The sequence below is a fragment of the Hanstruepera flava genome (assembly GCF_023634025.1).
In the GTDB taxonomy this organism is placed as follows: Bacteria; Bacteroidota; Bacteroidia; order Flavobacteriales; family Flavobacteriaceae; genus Hanstruepera; species Hanstruepera flava.
On sequence record NZ_JALJCW010000001.1, the window covers coordinates 278,645 to 296,678 of the forward strand.

At 33.6% G+C, this 18,034-nt stretch carries 14 protein-coding genes; 13 read left to right on the forward strand and 1 reads right to left on the reverse strand.

Annotation, left to right across the window (positions count from 1 at the left end; all coding sequences use genetic code 11):
- Positions 1–170 precede the first annotated feature (170 nt).
- The 10 genes from uvrA (at position 171) to MTX13_RS01370 (ending at position 14,475) form a co-directional block, all read left to right on the forward strand.
- Positions 171–3,002 carry an excinuclease ABC subunit UvrA gene (gene uvrA / locus MTX13_RS01325; RefSeq protein ID WP_250432571.1) on the forward strand — a complete coding sequence of 944 codons (2,832 nt, stop codon included), beginning with the start codon at positions 171–173 and terminating at the stop codon, positions 3,000–3,002.
- Positions 3,003–3,030: 28 nt separating this feature from the next.
- Positions 3,031–3,720, forward strand: a complete 690-nt coding sequence (locus tag MTX13_RS01330) for an LOG family protein (protein WP_250432572.1) — start codon at positions 3,031–3,033, stop codon at positions 3,718–3,720.
- 22 nt (positions 3,721–3,742) lie between these two features.
- The gene (locus MTX13_RS01335; RefSeq protein WP_250432573.1) at positions 3,743–5,011 is read left to right on the forward strand and encodes an endonuclease/exonuclease/phosphatase family protein; all 1,269 of its coding nucleotides are present in this window, start codon (positions 3,743–3,745) and stop codon (positions 5,009–5,011) included.
- Between the two features lie 65 nt (positions 5,012–5,076).
- Positions 5,077–7,845, forward strand: a complete 2,769-nt coding sequence (locus MTX13_RS01340) for a gluzincin family metallopeptidase (protein WP_250432574.1) — start codon at positions 5,077–5,079, stop codon at positions 7,843–7,845.
- A 168-nt stretch (positions 7,846–8,013) separates the two neighbouring features.
- On the forward strand, positions 8,014–10,425 hold the full coding sequence (locus tag MTX13_RS01345) for an alpha-ketoacid dehydrogenase subunit alpha/beta (protein WP_250432575.1): 2,412 nt from the start codon (positions 8,014–8,016) through the stop codon (positions 10,423–10,425).
- A 97-nt stretch (positions 10,426–10,522) separates the two neighbouring features.
- Positions 10,523–11,710: a cytochrome-c peroxidase gene (locus MTX13_RS01350; RefSeq protein WP_250432576.1), complete on the forward strand. Its 1,188-nt coding sequence runs from the start codon at positions 10,523–10,525 to the stop codon at positions 11,708–11,710.
- Positions 11,711–11,788: 78 nt separating this feature from the next.
- Positions 11,789–13,390, forward strand: coding sequence for a class I SAM-dependent methyltransferase (locus MTX13_RS01355; protein WP_250432577.1), 1,602 nt, complete (start codon positions 11,789–11,791; stop codon positions 13,388–13,390).
- Between the two features lies 1 nt (position 13,391).
- Entirely contained in the window at positions 13,392–13,655 is a 264-nt protein-coding gene (locus MTX13_RS01360; protein ID WP_250432578.1) for a DUF202 domain-containing protein, read from the forward strand.
- A complete protein-coding gene (locus MTX13_RS01365; RefSeq protein ID WP_250432579.1) occupies positions 13,656–14,135 on the forward strand; it encodes a hypothetical protein in 480 nt (159 codons plus the stop codon).
- A gap of 10 nt (positions 14,136–14,145) precedes the next feature.
- Positions 14,146–14,475, forward strand: coding sequence for a hypothetical protein (locus MTX13_RS01370; RefSeq protein ID WP_250432580.1), 330 nt, complete (start codon positions 14,146–14,148; stop codon positions 14,473–14,475).
- Between the two features lie 3 nt (positions 14,476–14,478).
- Here the strand turns inward: MTX13_RS01370 and holA are convergent, their stop codons facing one another.
- The gene (holA, locus tag MTX13_RS01375) at positions 14,479–15,483 is read right to left on the reverse strand and encodes a DNA polymerase III subunit delta (RefSeq protein ID WP_250432581.1); all 1,005 of its coding nucleotides are present in this window, start codon (positions 15,481–15,483) and stop codon (positions 14,479–14,481) included.
- Between the two features lie 95 nt (positions 15,484–15,578).
- Between holA and MTX13_RS01380 the strand changes: the two genes are divergently transcribed.
- From MTX13_RS01380 to MTX13_RS01390, 3 genes are all read left to right on the forward strand, one after another.
- Entirely contained in the window at positions 15,579–16,025 is a 447-nt protein-coding gene (locus tag MTX13_RS01380) for a type I restriction enzyme HsdR N-terminal domain-containing protein (protein ID WP_250432582.1), read from the forward strand.
- Positions 16,022–17,002: a glycosyltransferase family 2 protein gene (locus tag MTX13_RS01385; RefSeq protein ID WP_250432583.1), complete on the forward strand. Its 981-nt coding sequence runs from the start codon at positions 16,022–16,024 to the stop codon at positions 17,000–17,002. Before MTX13_RS01380 ends, MTX13_RS01385 begins: the two co-directional genes overlap by 4 nt.
- 105 nt (positions 17,003–17,107) lie before the next feature.
- Complete coding sequence (locus MTX13_RS01390; protein WP_250432584.1) at positions 17,108–17,968, forward strand: OmpA/MotB family protein; 861 nt, start codon at positions 17,108–17,110, stop codon at positions 17,966–17,968.
- The last annotated feature ends 66 nt before the right edge of the window (positions 17,969–18,034 follow it).

Genomic DNA, 18,034 nt, shown 5'->3' on the forward strand with positions numbered 1-18,034 from the left:
ACTAAAAATTTTAATTCAATTTAAAAGTCAATTTCATCATTAAAAGTGATAATTATTTATAATAATTCTTTTACGCAATAAAATCTTAAGCGAATCTTAACGGGCTTCATTTTTACAAGCAAATTAAATACCTTTGCAACTTTGCCAAATTAACAGGTTGTATTGAAAAAATGAGTGATTTTGAAGAGTTTATAGAGGTTAAAGGCGCCCGCGTTCACAATCTCAAAAATATTGATGTTTCTATTCCGCGAGAAAAATTGGTCGTAATAACCGGTTTATCTGGAAGCGGAAAATCGTCACTTGCTTTCGATACCATTTATGCTGAAGGTCAAAGACGTTACATTGAAACCTTTTCGGCGTATGCCAGACAATTTTTAGGTGGCCTTGAACGTCCAGATGTTGATAAAATTGATGGTCTTTCTCCTGTTATTGCCATTGAACAAAAAACAACCAGTAAATCACCACGTTCAACCGTTGGAACCATAACCGAAATTTACGATTTTCTGCGTTTGCTATTTGCTCGTGCCAGTGATGCATACAGCTATAATACTGGTGAAAAAATGGTTAGTTATAATGATGAGCAAATCAAGAACCTCATAAAAGAATCGTTTAGTGGTAAGCGCATAAACATATTGGCTCCAGTTGTACGCTCAAGAAAAGGACATTACCGTGAGTTGTTTGAACAAATTGCCAAACAAGGTTTTGTTAAAGTTAGAACGGATGGTGAAATTCGTGATTTGGTAAAGGGCATGAAACTGGATCGTTACAAAACACATGATATTGAAATTGTAATCGACCGCTTAAAAATTGATGATACTGCCGATAATGATAAACGCTTAATGGAAACCATAAACACAGCCATGTACCATGGTGATGATGTACTAATGGTTATAGATCAGGACACTCAAGATGTTCGCTATTTCAGCAGAAATTTAATGTGTCCTTCCAGTGGAATTTCATACCCAAATCCAGAACCTAATAACTTCTCGTTCAATTCTCCAAAAGGCGCCTGTCCGAAATGTAATGGTATTGGAACGCTATATGAAATAAATGAATCTAAAATAATTCCTAATCCCAAACTATCAATAAATGCTGGTGCACTGGCACCTCATGGTCCTCAAAAAAACAGTTGGATTTTTAAGCAGTTTGAAACTATTGCGCAACGCTACGGATTTTCATTAAACGATGCTTACAAAGACATTCCTGAAGAAGCCAAGCAGGTTATTATGTATGGAGGCAACGAGAAATTTTCAATAGAAAGTAAAACACTTGGTGTTACACGAGATTATAAAATAGATTTCGAAGGTGTTGCCAATTTTATTGAAAACCAATACAAGTCAGCCGAATCAACCTCATTAAAACGTTGGGCAAAAGACTATATGGATAAAGTTACGTGTTCTGAATGTACTGGATCACGACTACGAAAAGAATCGCTTTACTTTAAAGTTAACGACCTTAATATCGCCGAACTTGCACAAAAGGATATTGTTGATTTAGCGCAATGGTTTCAGAATTTGGATGAGTATTTAACTAATATGCAAAAAAAGATTTCTGAAGAAATCACCAAAGAGATTCGTACGCGATTACAATTTCTACTTGATGTTGGTTTAGATTACCTATCATTAAACCGAAGTTCCAAATCTTTATCTGGTGGTGAAGCGCAACGTATCCGTTTGGCTACTCAAATAGGGTCCCAACTTGTGGGTGTTCTGTATATTTTAGATGAACCTAGTATTGGCCTTCACCAACGAGATAACGAAAAACTCATAAAATCATTAGTATCACTTCGGGATATTGGTAATTCGGTAATTGTAGTTGAACATGACAAAGATATGATTGAACATGCCGATTATGTTATAGACATTGGTCCAAAGGCTGGAAATCATGGTGGCGAGATAATAAGTTTAGGCCCTCCTAATGAGCTTAAAACCCATGACACACTAACTGCAGATTACCTTAACGGAAATAAAGAAATTGAAGTTCCCAAAAAACGCCGTAAAGGAAATGGCAAAACTTTATCTCTAAAAGGATGCACAGGCAACAACTTAAAAAATGTATCCATCGATATTCCTTTAGGAAAAATGATTGGCGTAACCGGTGTTTCAGGAAGTGGTAAATCTACCTTAATCAACGAAACTCTTTACCCTATTATGAATGCCCATTATTTTAATGGTGTAAAAAAACCTATGCCATACAAAAGCATTAAAGGCTTAGAGCATATTGATAAGGTAATAGACATCAACCAATCGCCAATAGGTAGAACTCCGCGCAGCAATCCAGCAACATACACTGGTGTGTTTAGTGAAATACGTAGCTTATTTGCCAAGATACCCGAAGCCATGATACGTGGTTACAAACCAGGACGATTTAGTTTTAATGTTAAAGGAGGTCGCTGCAAAACATGCCAAGGTGGTGGCTTACGCGTTATTGAAATGAATTTCCTACCAGATGTATATGTGGAATGTGAAACATGCCAAGGCAAACGTTTTAACCGCGAAACACTAGAAATTCGCTACAAAGGAAAGTCTATTAGTGATATTTTAGAAATGACCATTAATGACGCTGTGGATTTCTTTGAGCACATTCCAAAAATTTATAAAAAACTAAAAACCATAAAAGATGTTGGTTTAGGATACATCACCCTTGGGCAACAAAGTACTACGCTTTCAGGTGGCGAAGCCCAACGTATTAAATTAGCAACCGAATTAAGCAAACGTGATACAGGAAACACGTTTTATATTCTAGATGAACCAACAACGGGATTACATTTTGAAGATATTCGTGTTTTAATGATAGTATTAAATAAATTGGCAGACAAAGGCAATACGGTATTAATTATAGAACACAATTTAGACGTTATAAAAACAGTTGACTATATTATAGACATTGGTTACGAAGGCGGAAAAAATGGCGGTGAAGTTATTGCTAAAGGTACTCCAGAGGAAATCATAAAAAATAAAAAAAGCTATACAGCACAATTCTTAAAAAAAGAACTAATTTAGCTAGTTGACGAATTTTAAAAAATTTTAAATGAGAAAAGAACAACATCATAAACGATGGAATGAAATAAAAACAAATGACTCATGGGCTATATTTAAAATCATGGGTGAGTTTGTAAATGGCTATGAAAAATTGAGCCGAATTGGCCCTTGTGTTTCAATATTTGGATCGGCTCGTACAAAACCAGACCATAAATATTACAAATTGGCTGAAGATATTGCCTGTAAAATCGTAGACCATGGCTATGGCGTTATTACTGGTGGTGGACCTGGTATTATGGAAGCTGGTAATAAAGGGGCTCATATTGCTGGAGGAACTTCAGTCGGGCTGAACATAGAATTGCCTTTTGAACAGCATGACAATCCTTATATCGATTCTGACAAGAGTTTAGATTTTGATTATTTCTTTGTTAGAAAAGTTATGTTTGTTAAGTATTCTCAAGGCTTTGTGGTTATGCCTGGCGGTTTTGGAACTTTAGATGAACTTTTTGAAGCCATGACACTTATTCAAACTAATAAAATTGAAACATTTCCTATTATTTTAGTAGGAACCGATTTTTGGTCTGGACTTTTAGATTGGGTAAAAAACACCTTATTGGATAAGTTTGAAAATATTAGCGCAAAAGATTTAGACCTTATTCATTTAGTTGATACTCCAGATGAAGTTATTTCTATTCTGGATAACTTCTATAAGGAATATAGATTAAGTCCGAACTTTTAAATTAAAGTTCGAAACATATAGTATGAAAAAGAAATTGCACATTATTTGGATAGTTTATATCCTTAACATAACTATTGGGTTTTCACAAGAAACCTTTAATATTATGTTTTATAATTTGCTTAATTTCCCACTTGAAGACGCGGTTCCTAATCGCTTGAATGATTTAGAGATTATATTGGCAGATTATAATCCTGATATTTTCATGGTTTGTGAGCTTAATAATGAGGAAGGTGCAAACACCATTTTGCAACTTATTCAAGATCGTGTAAACCCTGATTTCGAAATGGCTGCTTTTGAATTAAACACTTCTGATGATGAGATTGGCGACCAAAACGATTTGCAAAATTTAGTGTTTTACGATGCTTCTAAATTCATATTGGAAAACCAAACAATTGTCTCAACAATATTTAGGGATTTTAATCATTATGAATTAAAAATCAACTCGGTAAACCAAGACACCAATCCTATAATTTTACATGCCATTATTTGTCATCTAAAGGCTTCTAGCGGTACAGAAAATCAAGCCTTAAGATTACAGATGGCTCAAGATTTAACGGCTTATTTAAACACATTACCATCCGACATCCATGTGATACTTGCAGGAGATTTTAATGTTTATACTAGTTCTGAAGGTGCTTTTCAAGAATTTATAAATCCGCTAAACAACATTCCGTTTAACGATCCTGCAAACCGCATAGGTAGCTGGCATAATAATTCAAATTATGTTGAAGTATTTACGCAGTCAACGCGTACACAAACCGGAATGGGTGGTACAACAGGTGGTTTTGATGATCGGTTTGATTTTATAATGACATCAAACAACCTTATGACTGATGATAGTCTAAATTATGTCGATGAATCTTATCAAGTTTATGGCAACAATGGTAATAGTAATTGTTTAAACCAAGCAATAAACGATTTTGAATGTAGTGGTTCTGATTTTTCATTTAGCATTCGTGATGCACTACATAACTTTAGCGATCATTTACCCGTAACCATACAAATTGAAACCGACCAAACTCTACTTGATATCAGAGAGTTTAACTATTCTAGTGGAATTGAAATTGTTGGCTCTAATGTTGTTAACAATGACTTGGTTTTAAAAATTGATTCTAGTAAGAATTTAGAGGAATTGGTGATTTACAACACAATTGGTCAAAAAGTAAAAACCATTAAGCTTTTTAACTCAAGTTTAATAAGTATTCCTTGTGTAAGCTTGTCGAATGGCATGTATTACTTGACTACAAGCAAATCCAATACTAACCCTATAAAATTTGTAAAAGTTAATTGAATTTAAAATCTGCCATAAAACTCTTTTTAATCTTATGCCCTTTTTGGGTAATAAGTCAAAATACTATGGATATTAAGGCCGATTTTAATGTCCGCAATAATCAAATTAAAATTTCGCAAGAAATCACCTATTACAATACTACTAACGATACACTACACACGGTTTATCTAAACGATTGGAGTAATAGCTATTCAACTAAAAGTACGCCTTTGGCAAAACGATTTGCCGAAGAATTTAAAACCGAGTTTCATTTTGCGAAAAACGAAGATCGAGGCTATACTGTAATTACAGAACTAAAACAAAACAATAAGGATGTTGATTTTGTTAGATTAAAAGACCAGATTGATGTTGTCAAGGTAACTTTATCTGAACCTTTGCTGCCAAATAGTTCATACACCCTTAACTTAAGTTATATTGTTCAAATCCCTAACGATAAGTTTACTAGATATGGCATTGCTTCAGATGGTAATTACAACCTGCGGTATTGGTATATAACTCCAGCAATTTATAATGGCGAATGGCAATATAGTAGCAATAAGGATTTAGATGATTTATTTGTCCCTAAATCTGATATTCGCTTGGAAGTAAAATGCCCTGATTATTTTTATGCAGAATCTGAACTAAACGAATTTGATTACAATCAAATTGACAGTTCTAAAGTTTTTGTTTTTAGAGGTGAAAATCGTGTGAATTCAAAATTGGTTTTAAGCAGACAACCTGTTTTCAGATATGTTAAAACAGATTTTTTTACGGTTGTATCCAATGTTGATGACGAAGAACTCAATCCTTTAAACAAAGCGCTAATTACAGATAATATAGCCGCATTTTTATCACACAATCTTGGTTCTTATCCACATGAAAAATTACTGATTACAAATGTTGATTACAAAAAGAGCCCTATATATGGACTGAACTTACTACCTGATTTTATTAGACCATTCCCTGATGACTTTCAGTATGAATTAAAAATATTAAAAACAGCTTTACACAACTATTTAGAAAATATTTTACTTATCAACCCAAGAGAAGATCAATGGATTTTTGATGGTATTCAAACATATTACCTTATGAAATATGTAGATGAATACTACCCTAATATGAAACTCGCTGGAACACTCTCTAAAATTTGGGGACTTAAGTCATTTCATGCCGCTCAATTAAAGTTTAATGCTCAATATCCTTTTTTGTATATGCACATGGCAAGAGGGAATTTAGATCAGCCTCTACTTATGCAAAAGGATTCATTATTAAAGTTCAATGAAAATATTGCCAATAAATATAAAGCTGGTGTAGGGCTTAACTATTTAAATTCCTACTTACAGGGTCAAGTTATTGAAAGTACTATTAAAGAGTATTTAGCAACTCGAAATTTAAAGGAAACCAATACAGAAGACTTTAAAAAATTGTTAGAATCCAATTCTAAAAAAAACCTAGATTGGTTTTTTAATGATTATTTAAAGACAAATAAAATTATAGATTACACCATAAGTAGAGCAGAGCGCATAGGCGACTCTGTTGAAGTAACCATAAAAAACAACACCAATGCAGTAGTTCCAATTTCGTTGTTTGCCATGACTGATGATACGGTGAAATCAAAAATATGGGTAGATAATGTAATCGATTCAACCACTATTAAAGTTTCAGATAATGGTTTAACAAAATTGGTTCTAAATCAAGATCAAATTATTCCAGAATTCAACTTGCGTAACAATACTAAAACATTAACCAAAGCCCTATTTAACAGACCTGTTCAATTTAGGCTTTTTAAAGATATTGAGGATCCAAAATACAATCAGGTATTCTTAATGCCTTTAATTGAATTTAATAACATTTACGATGGATTTGTTCTTGGGGTTAAAGCTTATAATAAAACAGTTCTTAAAAAGGCTCTTAATTATCAAATTTCTCCACAGTATGGATTAAGATCACAATCGTTAACTGGTTCAGCATCTTTAGTTTACAACCAGTATATCAGAAGTAATTCCAATATGTTTTTGGTACGCTATGGTGGTGGTTTTAGTTACTCAAGTTATGCCGATGACCTTTTTGTTTTAAAACTGACACCTGGTGTTGTGTTTCAATTCAGGGATAAAAGTAATTTACGCTCTAACAAGAGAGATTATTTAACAGTACGTTATGTAGGTATTAACAGAGATGAAAACCCCAATCCTACTAATATTAATGAAACTGAAGAGCCTAATTATGGAGTCTTTAATGCGCGCTATAGCCATGTAGATAGAGATTTAATCAATTACTCGTCATGGTTTGCAGATTTTCAAATATCAGATAAATTTAGCAAGCTAGCCTTAAACTATGAATACCGTAAATTAACCGAACGCAACAGACAATATAACATTCGCTTTTTTGCGGGAATATTTTTAAACAATAAAACCAGCACCGATTCTGACTATTTTAGCTTTGCACTAGATAGACCAACCGATTATCTGTTTGATTATAACTACTACGGACGTTCTGAAAGTTCAGGATTATTCAGCCAGCAATTAATAATTGCAGAAGGTGGTTTTAAATCGCAGCTAAACCCAGCTTTTGCCAATCAATGGATAACAACAGCAAATGGAAGCATTACCATTTGGAAGTATATTTTTGCCTATGGCGACCTTGGTTTTGTGAAAAACAAAGGTGTCAATGCTGAATTTGTTTACGATTCAGGTATACGCGTTAGTCTAGTTGAAGATTACTTTGAATTATACTTTCCAGTTTATTCAAATTTAGGTTGGGAAATTGCCGAATCCAATTATGCTGAAAGAATTCGTTTTATTGTAACTTTAGACTTCAAAACACTATTAGGTTTATTTTCAAGACGCTGGTACTAGACCCAAATCAAAATACATTATTCTTAATGGAAATGCATTATTTTCATTTTTATTAAAAATATCGCAATAAAAAATGCGTTTTGTAAAGATATTGTCAATTTTATAACATAAATTGACATTGCAAATCTTGCTAATATTAACTACCTTTGCAAAAATACCTTACACCCTATGCAAACAAACCCTGAAATAAAAAAAGACTTGTCTTTTGAGGACTTTAAAACTGAAGTTTTAAACGATTACAAAATTGCTGTCACATCACGTGAATGCAGTCTTCTGGGAAGACGAGAAGTCCTTACAGGCAAAGCTAAGTTTGGTATTTTTGGTGACGGAAAAGAAGTCCCTCAATTGGCTTTAGCCAAAGCTTTTGAAAACGGAGATTTCCGCTCGGGTTATTATCGCGATCAAACCTTTATGATGGCTATAGGCGAATTAAATATCGAACAGTTTTTTGCTGGATTATATGCCAATACCGATTTAAAGGAAGAGCCTATGTCGGCTGGTCGACAAATGGGTGGTCATTTTGCTACGCACAGTTTAGATGAAAATGGCAATTGGAAAGACTTAACTGCTCAAAAGAATTCCAGTGCCGACATTTCTCCAACTGCAGGTCAAATGCCACGGTTATTGGGTTTGGCGCAAGCATCCAAAATATACCGAAATGTAAAAGGTATTGATACCACTAATTTTTCTGTAAATGGAAATGAAGTAGCCTGGGGAACTATCGGAAATGCTAGTACAAGTGAAGGATTATTTTTTGAAACTATAAATGCAGCCGGTGTTTTACAAGTGCCAATGGTAATGAGTGTGTGGGATGACGAGTATGGTATTTCCGTTCATGCTAGACATCAAACAACAAAAGAGAATATCTCTGAAATATTAAAAGGTTTCCAACGCGACGAAAATAACAATGGCTTTGAAATACTTCGCGTAAAAGGTTGGGATTATGCCGCGCTTATAGAAACCTATCAAAAAGCTTCTCAAATAGCTCGTGAAGAACATGTTCCTGTCTTAATTCATGTTCAAGAATTAACACAACCGCAAGGCCATTCTACTTCTGGTTCACATGAGCGTTATAAAGATGAAAACCGTTTAGCTTGGGAAGCAGAATACGATTGCAATTCACAATTACGCGATTGGATGGTTGCTAATAGTATTGCTACTGATGAAGAATTAAAAGAGATTGAAAAGGATATAAAAAAGCAAGTTCGCGACGGTAAAAAAGCGGCTTGGACTGCATTTACAAAACCTTTAAAAGATGAACAAAACGAACTAATTGCTATTTTGAATAATGTAGCCAATTCGAGTTCAAACAAGGTTTTTATAGAAAAACTTGCCAATGATTTAGCAGAAATAAAAGAACCTATTAGAAAAGAGATTCTATCTACTGCACGAAAGGCGTTAAGATATGTGGTTAGTGAATCGTCTGAAGTTAAAACAAGCCTAGTAAATTGGATTAACAATTACATTTCTGCAATTCAACCAAAATATAGTTCCCATTTATATTCTGAATCTGAAAGTTCAGCTTTAAATGTTTCAGAAGTAAAACCAACCTACAATGACAATGCTGAAGAAGTAGATGCGAGATTGGTAATACGTGATAATTTTGATGCCATTTTTAGTAAATACCCTGAAACATTGGTGTTTGGAGAAGATGCAGGTCATATTGGTGACGTTAACCAAGGCTTGGAAGGCATGCAAGAAAAATATGGTGAGTTGCGTGTGTCGGATGTAGGCATTCGCGAGGCCACTATTCTAGGGCAAGGTATTGGTATGGCCATGAGAGGCCTTCGACCAATTGCAGAAATTCAGTATTTAGATTACATTTTGTATGCTCTACAAATAATGAGTGACGATTTAGCAACCTTACAATACAGAACCAAAGGTCGCCAAAAAGCACCACTAATTATTAGAACTCGAGGACATAGATTAGAGGGTATATGGCATTCGGGCTCGCAAATGGGAGGCATTATTAATTTAGTTCGTGGAATTCATGTGCTAGTCCCTAGAAACATGACTAAAGCAGCTGGTTTCTATAATACTTTATTGGAAGGTGATGAACCTGGCTTGATAGTCGAATGCTTAAATGGATATCGCCTAAAAGAAAAAATGCCTACTAACCTTGGAGAATTTAAAACACCTCTTGGCGTGGTTGAAACCATACGAAAAGGTCAAGATATCACGTTGGTCTCTTATGGCTCTACCCTACGTATAATAGAGCAAGCGGCCAAAGAATTAATGGAAGTAGGTATAGATACTGAAATTATTGACGTTCAATCTCTATTGCCTTTTGACTTAAATCATGATATTGTAAAAAGTGTGGCTAAAACCAATCGTTTAATGGTAATTGACGAAGATGTTCCTGGTGGCGCTTCGGCATTTATTTTAAATGAAATTTTAAATACCCAAAATGCTTACCAGCATTTAGACAGCAAACCGCAAACACTTACAGCGCAACAGCACCGACCAGCTTATGGAACCGATGGTGATTATTTTTCGAAACCATCTGCAGAAGATGTTTTTGAAGCAGTTTATAATGTCATGCACGAAGTTAATCCTAATGATTTTCCAAAATTAAGATAACTCACGATTAAACCATTTTAAGTTATTTAAGTCCTATATATCATATGGGACTTTTTTTTTATAAGTATCTCAAAATTGACAACCCAAACATATTATTATGAAAGCACTAGTTTACCTTCTTTGTGCCATTATATTTTTATCATGCTCTAATGACGACAGCAGTAACAATGGCGATACTATAAATAATGAAAACAATAACAGCCTTGACTTTTCAGAAATTTTAAATATTGATTTTGACAACCTATTTAATTATTCTAATCAGTTTGTCCCAAATTATATAACAAAAGATAATACATCCGGTAACAATATTACCAACGAAGTAGCCACATTGGGTCGTATCTTGTTTTATGATAAAAAACTATCTGTAAACGAAACAATATCATGTTCTAGTTGTCATAAGCAAGAATTTGCTTTTAGTGATGATGCTAATGTTAGTTCAGGTGTAGACGGCACAACAGGCAGACATTCAATGCGATTAGTCAATGCTCGATTTAGTAATGAAGAAAATTTCTTTTGGGACGAACGCGCCAATTCATTAGAACAGCAAACAACTATGCCAATTAAAGATCATGTAGAAATGGGTTTTAGTGGCGAGAATGGTGATTTAAATTTTAACGATTTAATCAATAAATTAGAAGAAACGGAGTATTATCCTGCATTGTTTGACTTTGCATTTGGGAATACCGAAATATCAGAATCTAAAATTCAATTAGCATTAGCTCAATTTATTAGAAGCATACAGTCTTTCGACAGTAAGTATGATTTAGGACGTGCGCAAGTAACTACAGAAGGTGAGCCTTTTCCAAACTTCACAGCTCAAGAAAACAATGGCAAAAGATTATTTCTTCAACCTCCCATTTTCAACAATCAAGGTGTACGCATAAACGGTGGCCTTGGTTGCGCAGGTTGCCATCAAGCACCAGAATTTGATATAGACCCAAATTCTCTTAACAACGGAGTTATTGGAAACGCAAATGGTACAGGTTCAGATTTAATAGTAACACGATCACCTAGTTTACGAGACGTCGTGAAATCTGATGGATCCAACAATGGCCCATTTATGCATATTGGTGCTTCCAATAATTTCATGACGGTATTAACTCATTATAACCAAATAAGTTTAGCTGGCAACAACAATTTAGATCCAAGACTTATGCCAGGAGGAAATCCGCAACAACTTAACTTAACACAACAAGAACGTGAAGATATTTTTGAGTTTATAAAAACTTTGGCAGGTAATAATATTTATACCGATGCTAAATGGAGCAATCCTTTTATAGATTAAATAAAAACCAAAATATAATTTAAAAGCCCAAACTTAAGTTTAGGGCTTTTTTTTATATATTTAAAAAAAGCCTAATTCATGCTAACCAAAACAGATAAAGAACAACTTCGAGGTATAATTTTCAGGCATTTAGATGGTATTGCTACGGCTACTACAGCATACGCCTTATACCAGAAAGGTGTTCTAAAATACTTAATTGAAAAAAAGAAATCATCACTGGATGAACTTTCCTCAAAATTTCAGGCCAATAAAGGTTACCTCAATGTAGCATTAAGGATATTATGTTCACAAGGTTGGCTAGAACAAGACTTAAATAATAAAACCAATACGGTTTCTTACGAGATTAATAAGCTAAGTAAAAAGGCTTTTGAATTAGCTACATTATATGAAGATAGTGTTAAACTACTTAACTATGCCGTAAAATTTCCAGAAGAACGAATTGGTCCAGATGCCTTTATAGCATTGGAACGTATATTTAAAAAATATCAAAATCAGTTTGGTTTAAACCACATTACTGAAGATTCTGTTGAATATCAAATCTTAAAACACATTGAAGGTTGCATAGTAGGCCCAATAATTGTTTTATTAGGTGTAAATGGCTTGTTTCACAAATACTTTATGGAAGCTTCATTCACTGCTGAAGAATACCATAAAGACCCTGAAAGTTTTAAAAAAATATTGGATTTCTTTGCTCATTTGGGTTGGTTTACCAAAAAGAAAAACACCTACCAATTTACCGACAAAGGTTTGTTTTTTGCTAAAAGAGCTTCAGCTTATGGTGTTACGGTTTCCTATTTACCAACCTTCTTAAAATTAGATGAGTTGATTTTTGGTAATCCATTAATTCTAAAAACCAAGGACCCTACGGAGACTGAAAAACATGTAGACCGCGAAATGAATGTCTGGGGAAGCGGTGGTGCACATGCAACTTATTTCAAGGTTATAGACGAAGTCATTAAAAAACTGTTCAACAAACCCATAGACGAACAACCTAAAGGAATATTAGATATGGGTTGTGGTAATGGCGCCTTTATTCAGCATATTTTCGATGTTATTGAACACCAAACCAATCGCGGCAAAATGTTAGAAGAATATCCCTTGTTATTGGTTGGTGCCGATTTTAACCAAGCAGCGCTAAAAGTAACTCGAGCCAATTTAATAAAAGCTGATATTTGGGCCAAAGTTATTTGGGGCGATATTGGTAGACCAGATTTACTCTCCAAAGATTTAAAAGAAGATTATAATATTGAATTAAGAGATCTCCTTAATGTTCGTACATTTTTAGACCACAACCGTGTTTGGGAAGAACCCAAAATACAATCGAACAGAATTAGTACATCATCTGGTTCCTTTGCTTCCAATGGCAAACATCTTTCAAACAATGCGGTTGAAGATTCGCTCTTGGAACATTTAAACAAATGGAAACCCTTTGTTGAACAATTTGGTTTATTAATTATAGAATTGCATACGTTGGATCCTAAAATTACAGCTCAAAACATTGGAAGAACAGCTGCCACAGCTTATGACGCTACCCATGGTTATAGCGATCAATATATTTTAGAAACCAATGTGTTTAATAAAATCGCTAAAGAAGCTGGATTAACTCCAGATAAAAATTATTACACCACTTTTCCGAAAAATGAATTAGCAACCGTAAGCATTAATCTTTTAAAAGGGTAATATGGATGACAAAAACAAACTAATTATTCGAGACTGGCTAGCCATAGAAAGAACCAAGTTAGCAAATGAACGCACTTTTTTAGCCTATTTCAGAACCTTTATTGTGATTCTGGGAACTGGTGTTACACTGCTTAAAATTGAGTTTTTTAGTGATTTGAAATTTTTCGGTGTTATATTAATTTGTATTTCTCCTATTATACTTTTCATTGGTATTTTCAGGCTCTTTCGAGTAAAAAGAACTATTAGAAAACACTACAAATATTAAATGAAAGCAGAATCTGTAGTTACCATAAAAAAAGAATTGCAACACCGCTCACATGAAGAGTTAATGCAACTGTGCTTGAGATTGGCACGATTTAAAAAAGAGAACAAAGAGCTCCTAACCTATTTACTATTCGAATCGCATAATGAAGAAGATTACATTAATAGTATTAAGATTGAAATAGATGAGCAATTCAAAAACATTAATAGAGCAAGTTATTTTTATATTAAAAAAAGTGTACGGAAAATTTTAAGGACAATCAAAAAGTACGCTAGATATTCACTTAAAAAAGAAACCGAAGTGGAATTGCTGCTTCATTTCTGTAAAAAACTACAAGTATTCTCTCCTTCAATAGAGAACAATGTAACGCTAACCAATATCTACAAGAGACAAATTGTTGTAATAAAAAAAAATATTGCAACGCTTCATGAAGATTTACAATACGACTATAATCTACAGCTAAAAGAACTCAAAACCCTCTAAACTCAACATAATGTCCAACTGGAATGATAAATTACAACTGTTTGATACCATTGTAGAAACTTGCCCTGAGTTTGAACGCAAAGGCAAGTCCATGATTTACTGTTCTGCAAACGGTTATATGTTTGCGTTATTAAACAAGGCAGGTGAAATTGGAGTTAGGTTATCAAAGCCATCACAAGAGGCCTTTAAGGCGAAATACAATACAAGCGAATACAGGTCTTATGGTGCCGTAATGAAAGATTATGTATTAATTCCAGACAGCTTATTAACCAATTCGGTTTTAATGACTCAACTATTTACAGAAAGTTATAATTATGTCATGTCTTTAAAACCAAAGTAAAAACTAATTTAAGATACGGACAATTAATTCTTTTAAAAGGTCACGCTGCGGAAGTGCATTAGCGCCCACACCCTTACTTTTTACGTCAAAATCACGTAACGTTGCAACTATTTGGCTAACCCGTTTCATGGGGTAATTTCTAGCTGCAGTAAGATACTCATTAACAAAATACGGGTTAATGCGTAAAGCCGAAGCCACACTTCGTGGCGATTTATCATTCAAGCCATGCAGTCTTAACAATTGAGAATAGAAATTAAATAACAGCGAGACAGTTACAATAATGTTGTTATCTTTAGGATTGTCCGAAAAATAATTAATAATCTTATGCGCTTTAACCGCATTCCTTTCTCCTAGAGCCTTTCGCAGCTCAAAATTATTGTAATCCTTACTAATTCCAATATTCTTTTCTATATGTTCGGGTGTAATTTGTGTGCCTTCAGGTAAAATTATTTTAAGCTTATTAAGCTCGTTAGTTATCTTACTTAAATCCGTTCCTAAAAACTCAACTAAAATTAAAGCTGCTTTTGGTGTAATGGAATAATTCTGACCAGCCAACACACGTCTAATCCAATCAGGTACTTGGTTATCGTATAATTTCTTGCTTTCAAAAACAACACCTGTTTTCTTTAACTCTTTGTATAAACTTTTTCGTTTATCAATAGTTTTATACTTATAATTAAAGACCAAAACCGTTGAAGTCTGTGGTTGTTTAGCATAAGCAGTAAGTTTTTCTATACTACGTGATAAATCTTGAGCTTCTTTAACAATAACAACCTGATATTCGGCCATCATTGGAAATCGCTTGGCATGTCCAACAATATCTTCTATGGTAACATCACGACCATATAAAACCATTTGGTTAAACCCTCTCTCCTCTTCGCTTAAAACGGTATCCTCAATAAAATCTGAAATCTTATCAATGTAATAAGGTTCTTCACCCATTAAAAAATAAATAGGCTTTATTTTGCCAGATTTTATGTCGTTTACTATCAGCTTTACATCATCCAAAATTGCAATGGTTTTATATAAACATGCTATTATAATAAATAACCTTTGGTAATTGATTATTGTAGATTAACTTTGAAAAAATCCTGAACGGTTTCATGCAAAAACTCAATTTTCCAAAGTTTTCGTTTCGATTCAAAAATAGCGAAAATAAAGTATCTATATTCGATATCATTCGGAAAAAATTTGTGGTTTTGCAACCCGAAGAATGGGTAAGGCAAAACTGTGTACACTATTTAATTTCGTACAAAAATTTCCCTAAATCCTTTATTAATGTTGAAAAAGAACTGGTAATTAACAACTTAAAAAAACGTTACGATATTGTTGTGTACAATTCAGACAGTACCATCCATCTACTAGTTGAATGTAAAAGCCCTACAATTACCATAAACCAAGATACTTTTGACCAAATAGCGCGTTATAATTTACAGTTAAAAGCAGACTATTTAATGGTTACAAATGGATTAAATCATTATTATTGCCAAATGGATTTTAATCAATCACGCTATAATTTTCTTAAAGACATTCCAAATTACACATTATGAAAATTGCTGTTGTTATATTAAACTGGAACGGAAAAACCCTACTAGAGCAGTTTATACCATCGGTAATTTCGTATTCAAATGAAGCTGATGTTTACCTTGCGGACAATGCCTCTACTGATAATTCAGTAGATTATGTAAAAACCCATTTTCCGACTATTAATATCATTCAAAATACTGAAAACGGCGGCTATGCAAAAGGCTACAACGAGGCTCTTAAACAAATAAAAGCAGATGTTTATTGTTTGTTGAATAGTGATGTTGAAGTCACGAAAAACTGGTTGCAGCCGGTAATTGAAGAATTTGAAAGTAATCCTGAAACCTCCATTATACAACCCAAAATATTAGACTACAAAAACAAAGACTTTTTTGAATACGCTGGAGCCGCTGGTGGTTTTATTGATAAATATGGATACCCTTATTGTAGAGGTCGTATATTCAATACAATTGAAAAAGATTCTAGACAATACAATGATAATGTAGAAATATTTTGGGCTTCTGGCGCTTGTTTTTTTATAAAAGCGCAGGTTTTTAAAAACTTAAACGGATTTGACGAGTCGTTTTTTGCCCACATGGAGGAAATAGATTTATGCTGGAGGGCTTTTAACAAAGGTTACGTTACAAAATATGTTGGCGATTCTACTATTTACCATTTAGGAGGAGCTACCCTAAAAAACACCAATCCTAAAAAAACCTATTTAAATTTTAGGAATAGTCTTTTTACCCTTGTAAAAAATGCAAAAGGGAATCTATTGTCTCTGGTCTTTACCCGATTGCTTCTCGATGGTGTTGCGGGCGTTAAATTTTTATTTGAATTTAAATTCGGCCACATTTTAGCCATTATAAAAGCACATTTCAGCTTTTACATAAATCTTCCAAGATTATTAAACACCAGAAAGCAGCTATTACAAAAGGGCAATTACTTCCAAACTAAATCAATTGTGTGGCGTTATTACATGAAAAACATCAAGACTTTTTAATTGTTTATAAATAGTGTTAAAATTTTTGTTAACATTTCATTTATGCATTATTCTTTTGCATAATTTTGGTATGTTAATTAATAACATCTAAAAAACATTTAAAAAATGAAAAAAATAATCTTATTTGGTATATCTGCAATGTTCCTTCTAGGATCATGTGTATCTAAAAAAGAATACGCTGCTCTAGAAGCAAAACAAAAAGAAACTCAAGACTTACTAAATTCTGCAACTGTAAAATTAAATTCTTGTTTGGCCGATAAAGCATCAGCTGACGCACGCGTTAAATCTTTAGAAGAGCGTATTGCTGACTTAAAAAATTCTAATGAAAACCTAATACAAAGTAATAAGGATCTTACCATGCTAACTTCTAAAGGTGCATCAAATGTTGAAAAGACACTTGAAAGCATGAAAGAAAAAGATTTAAAAATATCACGTTTACAAGATGCTGTTAACAAAAAGGACAGTGTTATGTTAGCTTTAGTAACTAGCTTGAAAAAAGAAGTTGGTATCAATGACCCAGATATTGAAGTAAATGTTGAAAAAGGCGTTGTATTCATTTCTATAGCTGACAAATTATTATTTAAGAGCGGTAGTTATGTTGTAAACGAACGCGCAAAAGAAGTTTTAGGCAAAGTTGCCAAGGTTGTAAAAAGCAAACCTGATTTTGAATGTATGGTTGAAGCGCATACAGACCCTGTACCTTACAACAAACCTCCATTGTTAGACAACTGGGATTTAAGTGTTAAACGCGCTACATCAGTTGTTCGAGTGCTCGAAGATTTAGGTGTTAACTCCAGCAAGCTTATAGCTGCAGGTCGTTCTCAATATGTGCCAATTGACACCAATGATACTGCCGAAGGTAGAGCTGCAAACAGACGTACAAGAATTGTTATTTTACCAAAAATTGACGAATTCTACGATATGATTGAAAAAGAAATGAAAAATCTTGAAGCTGGTTCCAACTAGTTTAACCAAGTAATTAATATTGTAAAAGCCTAACAAATATTTGTTAGGCTTTTTTTATTTTCCTTA